The sequence below is a fragment of the Streptomyces sp. NPDC029014 genome (genome assembly GCF_055564695.1).
The window spans coordinates 1-6,511 of record NZ_JBVHVT010000161.1 but is presented as its reverse complement, the minus strand read 5'-3'; the positions used below and the strand labels follow the sequence as shown (position 1 = coordinate 6,511).

Annotated in this window: 7 protein-coding genes; 1 reads left to right on the top strand and 6 read right to left on the bottom strand. The window is 73.8% G+C overall.

What is annotated here, in order from left to right:
- Window positions 1-214: 214 nt before the first annotated feature.
- The 5 genes from ACZ4VL_RS39795 to ACZ4VL_RS39775 all read right to left on the bottom strand — a co-directional run bounded on the left by ACZ4VL_RS39795 (window position 215) and on the right by ACZ4VL_RS39775 (window position 3,685).
- Window positions 215-913: a DUF4191 domain-containing protein gene (locus ACZ4VL_RS39795; protein WP_361088510.1), complete on the bottom strand. Its 699-nt coding sequence runs from the start codon at window positions 911-913 to the stop codon at window positions 215-217.
- Between the two features lie 10 nt (window positions 914-923).
- The gene (locus ACZ4VL_RS39790) at window positions 924-1,121 is read right to left on the bottom strand and encodes an SCO2195 family GlnR-regulated protein (protein ID WP_361088598.1); all 198 of its coding nucleotides are present in this window, start codon (window positions 1,119-1,121) and stop codon (window positions 924-926) included.
- A gap of 248 nt (window positions 1,122-1,369) precedes the next feature.
- Complete coding sequence (gene lipA, locus ACZ4VL_RS39785) at window positions 1,370-2,323, bottom strand: lipoyl synthase (protein ID WP_468210670.1); 954 nt, start codon at window positions 2,321-2,323, stop codon at window positions 1,370-1,372.
- Between the two features lie 109 nt (window positions 2,324-2,432).
- Window positions 2,433-3,236 (bottom strand): lipoyl(octanoyl) transferase LipB, encoded by an 804-nt coding sequence (lipB, locus tag ACZ4VL_RS39780; protein ID WP_468210667.1) that lies wholly within the window; start codon window positions 3,234-3,236, stop codon window positions 2,433-2,435.
- Between the two features lie 86 nt (window positions 3,237-3,322).
- Window positions 3,323-3,685, bottom strand: a complete 363-nt coding sequence (locus tag ACZ4VL_RS39775) for a hypothetical protein (RefSeq protein WP_468210664.1) — start codon at window positions 3,683-3,685, stop codon at window positions 3,323-3,325.
- Window positions 3,686-3,858: 173 nt separating this feature from the next.
- Here ACZ4VL_RS39775 and ACZ4VL_RS39770 point away from each other — a divergent pair, with 173 nt between their 5' ends.
- Window positions 3,859-5,301, top strand: a complete 1,443-nt coding sequence (locus tag ACZ4VL_RS39770) for a regulator (RefSeq protein WP_468210661.1) — start codon at window positions 3,859-3,861, stop codon at window positions 5,299-5,301.
- A gap of 168 nt (window positions 5,302-5,469) precedes the next feature.
- Here ACZ4VL_RS39770 and ACZ4VL_RS39765 read toward each other — a convergent pair.
- A partial coding sequence (locus ACZ4VL_RS39765; protein WP_468210658.1) for an FAD-dependent oxidoreductase occupies window positions 5,470-6,511 on the bottom strand: 1,042 nt, incomplete at its 5' end.

The window sequence follows — 6,511 nt, the reverse complement described above, 5'->3', positions numbered from 1 at the left end:
CCCCCCCCCCCCCCCCCCCCCCCCCCCCCCCCCCCCCCCCCCCCCCCCCCCCCCCCCCCCCCCCCCCCCCCCCCCCCCCCCCCCCCCCCCCGCCCCTGTTCTCGTGCGCCGTGTGCGGTGCGCCGTGTGCGGTGCGCCGTGTGCGGTGCGCCGTGTGCGGTGCGCCGTATACGAAATGCGGCTCAACGCATCAACACATCAGCACATCACTGCATCAGCGCATCTTTCCGCCGCGCGGCATCCGCATGCCCTTCGGCATGGGGCCCTTCGGCAGCGGCATGTTGCTCATGAGGTCGCCCATGGCGCGCAGCTTGTCGTTGGCCTGGGTCACCTGCGGGCCGGACAGCACGCGCGGCAGCTTGAGCAGGGTCGTGCGGAGCTTCTTCAGCGGGACCTGGCCCTCGCCGGTGCCCACGATGAAGTCGTTCACCGGGACGTCCGGCATGATGCGCGCGAGCTTGCGCTTCTCGGCGGCCAGCAGGGGCTTCACCCGGTTGGCGTTGCCTTCGGCGATCAGGACGACGCCCGCCTTGCCCACGGCCCGGTGGACGATGTCCTGGCTGCGGTTCATCGCGATGGCGGGGGTGGTCGTCCAGCCCCGGCCCACGTTGTCCAGTACGGCCGCGGCCGCTCCCGGCTGGCCTTCCATCTGCCCGAAGGCCGCCCGCTCGGCGCGGCGCCCGAAGACGATCGCCGCCGCGAGGAACGCCACCAGGAAGCCCAGGATGCCCAGGTAGACCGGGTGGTCGATCAGGAAGCCGATCCCGAGGAAGACACCGAAGGTGATGAGTCCGACGGCCGCAAGGATCAGACCGACCTTCGGGTCGGCCTTGCGCGTCATGTTGTACGTGAGGGCGATCTGCTTCAGTCGCCCTGGTGTCGCAGCAGTCTCTGCGTTTGCCTTCCTCGCCATACAGCGAAGTTTACGTGGCCTGTGGGGCCCGGGTCGCCGCGGCCTCGAGTACGTGCTCGGTTTCGACGCGGTCCTTCGCGCGGCGGCGGTCCTCCAGGACCGCGGTCCAGGCATTGCGGCGGGCACCGCTCATGAGCAGCGATTCGAGGCCCCGGAAGGCCTCTGCGAACGACGGAATGGCGATGGCGCGTACGGGCGCGGCCTGCATGGTCTCGTTCCCTTTCACGGTGCTCACGTCGGTCCGGAAGGCGCACGGCGGGGGTGTCGGGGGTGTGCGACGGCGTGCGCGGCGCGTTGACCTATCGTCACTGATTGGTGTTACCAGGGCATGACCGGCCGGTCAAACGGTGATGAAACATTTACGCGGCCCGTCGGATCTCTTCCCTCGAAGAGCCTACGGGCCGCGTCCATGCGGCATTACTCACCGGTAAGTTTTGTGCGTGACGTCACACGCTGCTACGCCACGACTCCGCTGCGCTTGTCCATCGCCTGCTGGTAGAGGCGCCCGGCCCGGTAGGAGGAGCGGACCAGCGGGCCCGACATCACACCGGAGAAGCCGATCTCCTCGGCCTCCTTCGCCAGCTCGACGAACTCGGCCGGCTTCACCCAGCGCTCGACGGGGTGGTGCCGCGGCGACGGCCGCAGGTACTGGGTGATGGTGATGAGCTCGCAGCCGGCCTCGTGCAGGTCGCGCAGGGCCTGCGAGACCTCCTCGCGCTCCTCGCCCATGCCGAGGATCAGGTTCGACTTGGTGACCAGGCCGTACGCGCGGGCCTTGGTGATCACTTCGAGGGAGCGCTCGTAGCGGAAGCCCGGGCGGATCCGGCGGAAGATCCGCGGAACCGTCTCGACGTTGTGCGCGAAGACCTCGGGGCGGGAGGCGAAGACCTCCTCCAGCAGCTCCGGGACCGCGTTGAAGTCGGGGGCGAGCAGCTCGACCTTGGTGTGGCCGCCCTCGCGGCCCGCCGTCTGCTCGTGGATCTGGCGCACGGTCTCCGCGTACAGCCAGGCGCCGCCGTCCTCCAGGTCGTCGCGGGCGACGCCGGTGATGGTGGCGTAGTTCAGGTCCATCGTGACGACCGACTCGCCGACGCGGCGGGGCTCGTCCCGGTCCAGGGCCTCGGGCTTGCCGGTGTCGATCTGGCAGAAGTCACAGCGCCGGGTGCACTGGTCGCCGCCGATGAGGAAGGTGGCCTCGCGGTCCTCCCAGCATTCGTAGATGTTCGGACAACCGGCTTCCTGGCACACCGTGTGCAGGCCCTCGCCCTTCACGAGGTTCTGCATCTTCGTGTACTCGGGACCCATCTTCGCCCGGGTCTTGATCCACTCGGGCTTGCGCTCGATGGGGGTCTGGCTGTTACGGACCTCCAGGCGCAGCATCTTGCGTCCGTCGGGTGCGACTGCGGACACGACCGGCTCCCTGTGACTGTGATTCCTCGGCGCCCACCAGGGTACGCCCGTAAATTCGTACGCTCTTACGTCGGCCAACCTGCGGGCGGGCGGACGCATTCCCCGGCGGCTACGCCCCCGGGGCGGTCTCGATCTCCCGCGGCCGCAGCTCGGCGTGCTCCAGCACGTCCTTCAGGTGCTTCTCGACCACCGGCAGCACCTCGGCCACGGTGACCTCGCGGCCCAGTTCGTACGAGAGGGACGTCACACCGGCGTCGCGGATGCCGCAGGGCACGATCCGGTCGAACCAGGTGGTGTCGGGGTTCACGTTGAACGAGAAGCCGTGCATCGTGACGCCCTTGGCGACGCGGATGCCGATCGCCGCCAGCTTGCGGTCCTCACGGCGCTGCCCGGCGTTGGACGGGGCGTACTCGGGGCCGTTCAGACGGGCGTCGAACTCCTCGTCCTCCAGGCGCGGGTCGAGGTCCAGGGACAGGCCGCCGATCTTCGGGCGCTGCTCCAGAGGATCGCCCAGCACCCACACGCCGGAGCGGCCCTCCACCCGGGTGGTCTCCAGGCCGAAGTCGGCGGCGGTGCGGATCAGCGCCTCCTCCAGCCGGCGCACGTGCGCGACGACGTCCACCGGCCGCGGCAGCTTCATGATCGGGTAGCCGACCAGCTGGCCCGGGCCGTGCCAGGTGATCTTGCCGCCGCGGTCCACGTCGACGACGGGAGTGCCGTCGAGGGGGCGCTCGCTGTCGGCGGTGCGCCGCCCGGCCGTGTACACCGGCGGGTGCTCCAGCAGGAGGCAGGTGTCCTCGATCTCGTCCGCGAAGCGGGCGGCGTGGACCCGGCGCTGCTCTTCCCAGGCCTCGGTGTATTCGACGTAGTCGTCGGGTCCGAAGCCCAGATGGACAAACCCAAGCTCAGCCACCACAGCGCCTCCTCGTTGAACCTGCTGTGTGCACGTATCGCACCAGCCAAGAGTACGGCGGCCGGTCGCGGCCGCTCCGGGGGCCCTCAGCCACCCGCCCCCGGCCGCGGCCCGGCCTCCGCTTCCGCCCCGGCGTCCGCTTCCGGCCCGGTCTCCGCTTCCGGCCCGGCCTCCGCTTCCGGCCCGGCCTCCGCTTCCGGCCCGGGCAGCGGCGGGGGCCGCCTGCGCCCCCTGGCCGGCCGGTCCGGGTCCTCGTCCGCGCGCGGCAGCCGCCGGTGCCCCTCGGAATGGTCGTTGACCCAGCCGCACACCCCGCACGCGTACCGCCCGTCCAGACCCGCGATGTACGTACCGCACCGGCGGCACTCCGCCTCGGTGATCTCGGGTGCGCGCAGCGGCGCCGCGGTGGAGTCGGCGGGCGGCTCCGCCCTGGTCGGCCTGCGGGTCATGGGGCGCAGCGTACGCGGCGGGCGTCGACGCGGCCGTAAAGAGCCCCACCGATTCTGCACACGATCGGATGAATATGGGGCACAGAGGACGGCACAAGGGAAGTTCGCCGCTACATTCACGCCGTTCACAGGGCCGAACCTCCGGTCCGTCACGTCAGGAAACCGTGGAGCCGATGACGGAACGCCCCGCCCAGCACGTCCCCAACCGGCAGCTCGCGGCGCTGATCGCGGAAGCCGGGTTCTCCAACGCAGGTCTGGCCCGCCGCGTCGACCAGCTGGGCCTGGAACACGGCCTCGACCTGCGGTACGACAAGACCTCCGTCACCCGGTGGCTGCGCGGCCAGCAACCCCGAGGAACCACCCCCGCACTGATCGCCGAGGTGTTCACCCGGCGCCTGGGCCGCCGGCTCTCCGCCCAGGACCTCGGCCTGGACGCCTGCGCGCCCGTCTACGCGGGCCTGGAGTTCGCGGCCACCCCGGAGGAGGCCGTCGACATCGCCAGCGGACTGTGGCGCAAGGACTCCGGCTCCCACGCCGAACTGCGGAAGATCGCCTTCACCCCGGCCGGGCTGGTGGTCCCCAGCCGGGACTGGCTGATCGGCCGGCCCGACGAGCACGTGGGCCGCGGCGCCGACCCGGCCGCCGCGGCCCGGGTCCCCGCCCAGGGCCGGAGCACGGTCCCCCGCCAGCGGCAGGTCGACCGCGGCCCGGGCCAGCGCGTCACGGGCGGGGACATCGCCGCACTGCGCTCGGTCAGCGAGCTCTTCAAGACCCTGGACCAGACGTACGGCGGCGGGCACGCCCGCCAGGCCCTGGTGCGCTACCTGGAGCACGAGGCCGAGCCGATGCTGCGCGGCACCTACGGCGAGACCACCGGCCGCCGGCTCTTCGCGGCCGCCGCCGACCTGACCCGCCTCGCCGGCTGGACCTCGTACGACATCGCCGCGCACGGGCTCGCCCAGCGCTACTTCGTCCAGGCGCTGCGGCTGGCGCAGGCCGCCGCGGACCGGCCGTACGGGGCGTACGTGCTGGTCACCATGAGCCGGCAGGCGGTCTACCTCGGCCACGGCCGGGAGGCGGTGCAGCTGGCCCGCGTCGCCCAGCAGGGCGTCGGCTCCGGGCCCCCGCAGCTGGTCCAGGCGCTGCTGCACTCGGCGGAGGCCCGCGGGCACGCCGTGCTCGGCGAGGTCCGCGCCGCGACGGCCGCACTGGTCCGGGCCGAGCGGGCGCTGGGCGCGGCCCGGCCGGGGGACGACGTGCCGCACTGGGCGCGGTTCTTCGACGAGGCCCAGCTGGCCGACGAGTTCGGGCACTGCCACCGGGACCTCCAGCAGTACCGGGCCTCGGCCCAGCACGCGGAGCGCTCGCTCCAGCTGCGGGCTCCGGCGCTCGCCCGCTCGCGGCTGTTCAGCCGGGTGGTGCTGGCCACGGCCCGGCTGGGGCTGGGCGAGCTGGACCAGGCGTGCGCCCTGGGCGCGGAGGCGGCGCAGCAGGCGACGGAGATGCGGTCGGTGCGGGCGGTGGAGTACGTACGGGACTTCGAGCGCCGGCTGGAGCCGTACCGGGACGCGGCGGCCGTACGCACCTACCGGGACCGGGTCGCGGCACTGTCCTGAGCCCCGGCACGCCCGGGCTGCTGGCGGGGGTGCGGGTCCGAGCGGGGATGCGGGTCCGAGCGGGGGTGCGGGCCCGGGCAGGGGTGCGGGTCCGAGCGGGGGTGCGCACGGGTGCGGGCGGGCCCGGCCCCCGGTGCGGGGAACCGGGCCCTTGCCCTGTGGTTCTTCTCAGGCCACCGCCGGGAGGGCGGCCCCGGCGCTGACCGGCAGCCGGATGCCGAAGTCGCGCAGGACGGCGGTGGCGGCGCGGCGGGCCGAGTGCAGGGCGCCCTGCACGGTGTTGGCATCGCGGTGGTCGCCGCACACGTACAGCCCGGCCAGCACCCGGACCGGGCGGCGCAGGTCGTAGGGCGGCGGCATCGCGGGCACGGCCTCCGGGGCGTGGTGGACGGCCAGCAGCTCCCAGTCCCGGGTGGCGGTCCCGTACAGCCGGGCGAGGCGCGAGGCGACGGTGCGCACGGGCGGCGGCGGACCGAGGACGGTCGTGGTGACCAGGCTCCGGCCGGCCGGGGCCCGCGTCGCGTCGACCGCGCTCATCACGGCGGTGTGCGCGACGGGCCAGCGGGGGTCGCCGTCGAGCAGCAGCGAGCCGTCCCAGGGCAGCGGGGCCGGGGTGGCGTGGTGGATGACGGTGACCTCGTGGAAGTCCGGCACCCGCAGCCCCGGCAGCAGCTCGGCGGCGGCCCGCGCCCCCGTGGCCAGCACCAGGGAGCGGCAGCTGAAGTCGCCGTGCTCCTCGGTGGTGACCCGCTGGGTCGCCACCGACGTGACCCGGACCCCGGTGCGCACGGTGCCGGGCGGCAGGGCGGCCGCGAGCAGCCCCGGCAGGGCCGCGGCCCCGCCCTCGGGCACGGCGAGCCTGCCGCGGGCGAAGGTGCGCAGGGCCAGGTCGGCGACGCGGCTGGAGGTGGTGAGCTCCGGGTCGCGCAGCAGGGCGGCGAGCAGCGGCCGCAGGGTGGTGCCGGGGGCCCGGGAGCCGAGGGCGGCCGCGGCCGTGCGCTCGGGCCGGGCCAGCAGGCGCTCGACGGGCAGCGCGGCGAGCCGGCCGAGGTGGGCGCTGAGCCGGGCCTGGTCGAGGGACCGGCTGGCCAGCGCGGGGGGCGGGGGCATGACCCCGGCCCACAACCGCCGGCCGTTGGTGGGGAAGAGCACCCCCGGTTCGAAGGGTCGCAGGACCAAACCGGCCAAGGCGGGGGTCTGGTTTAGCTTC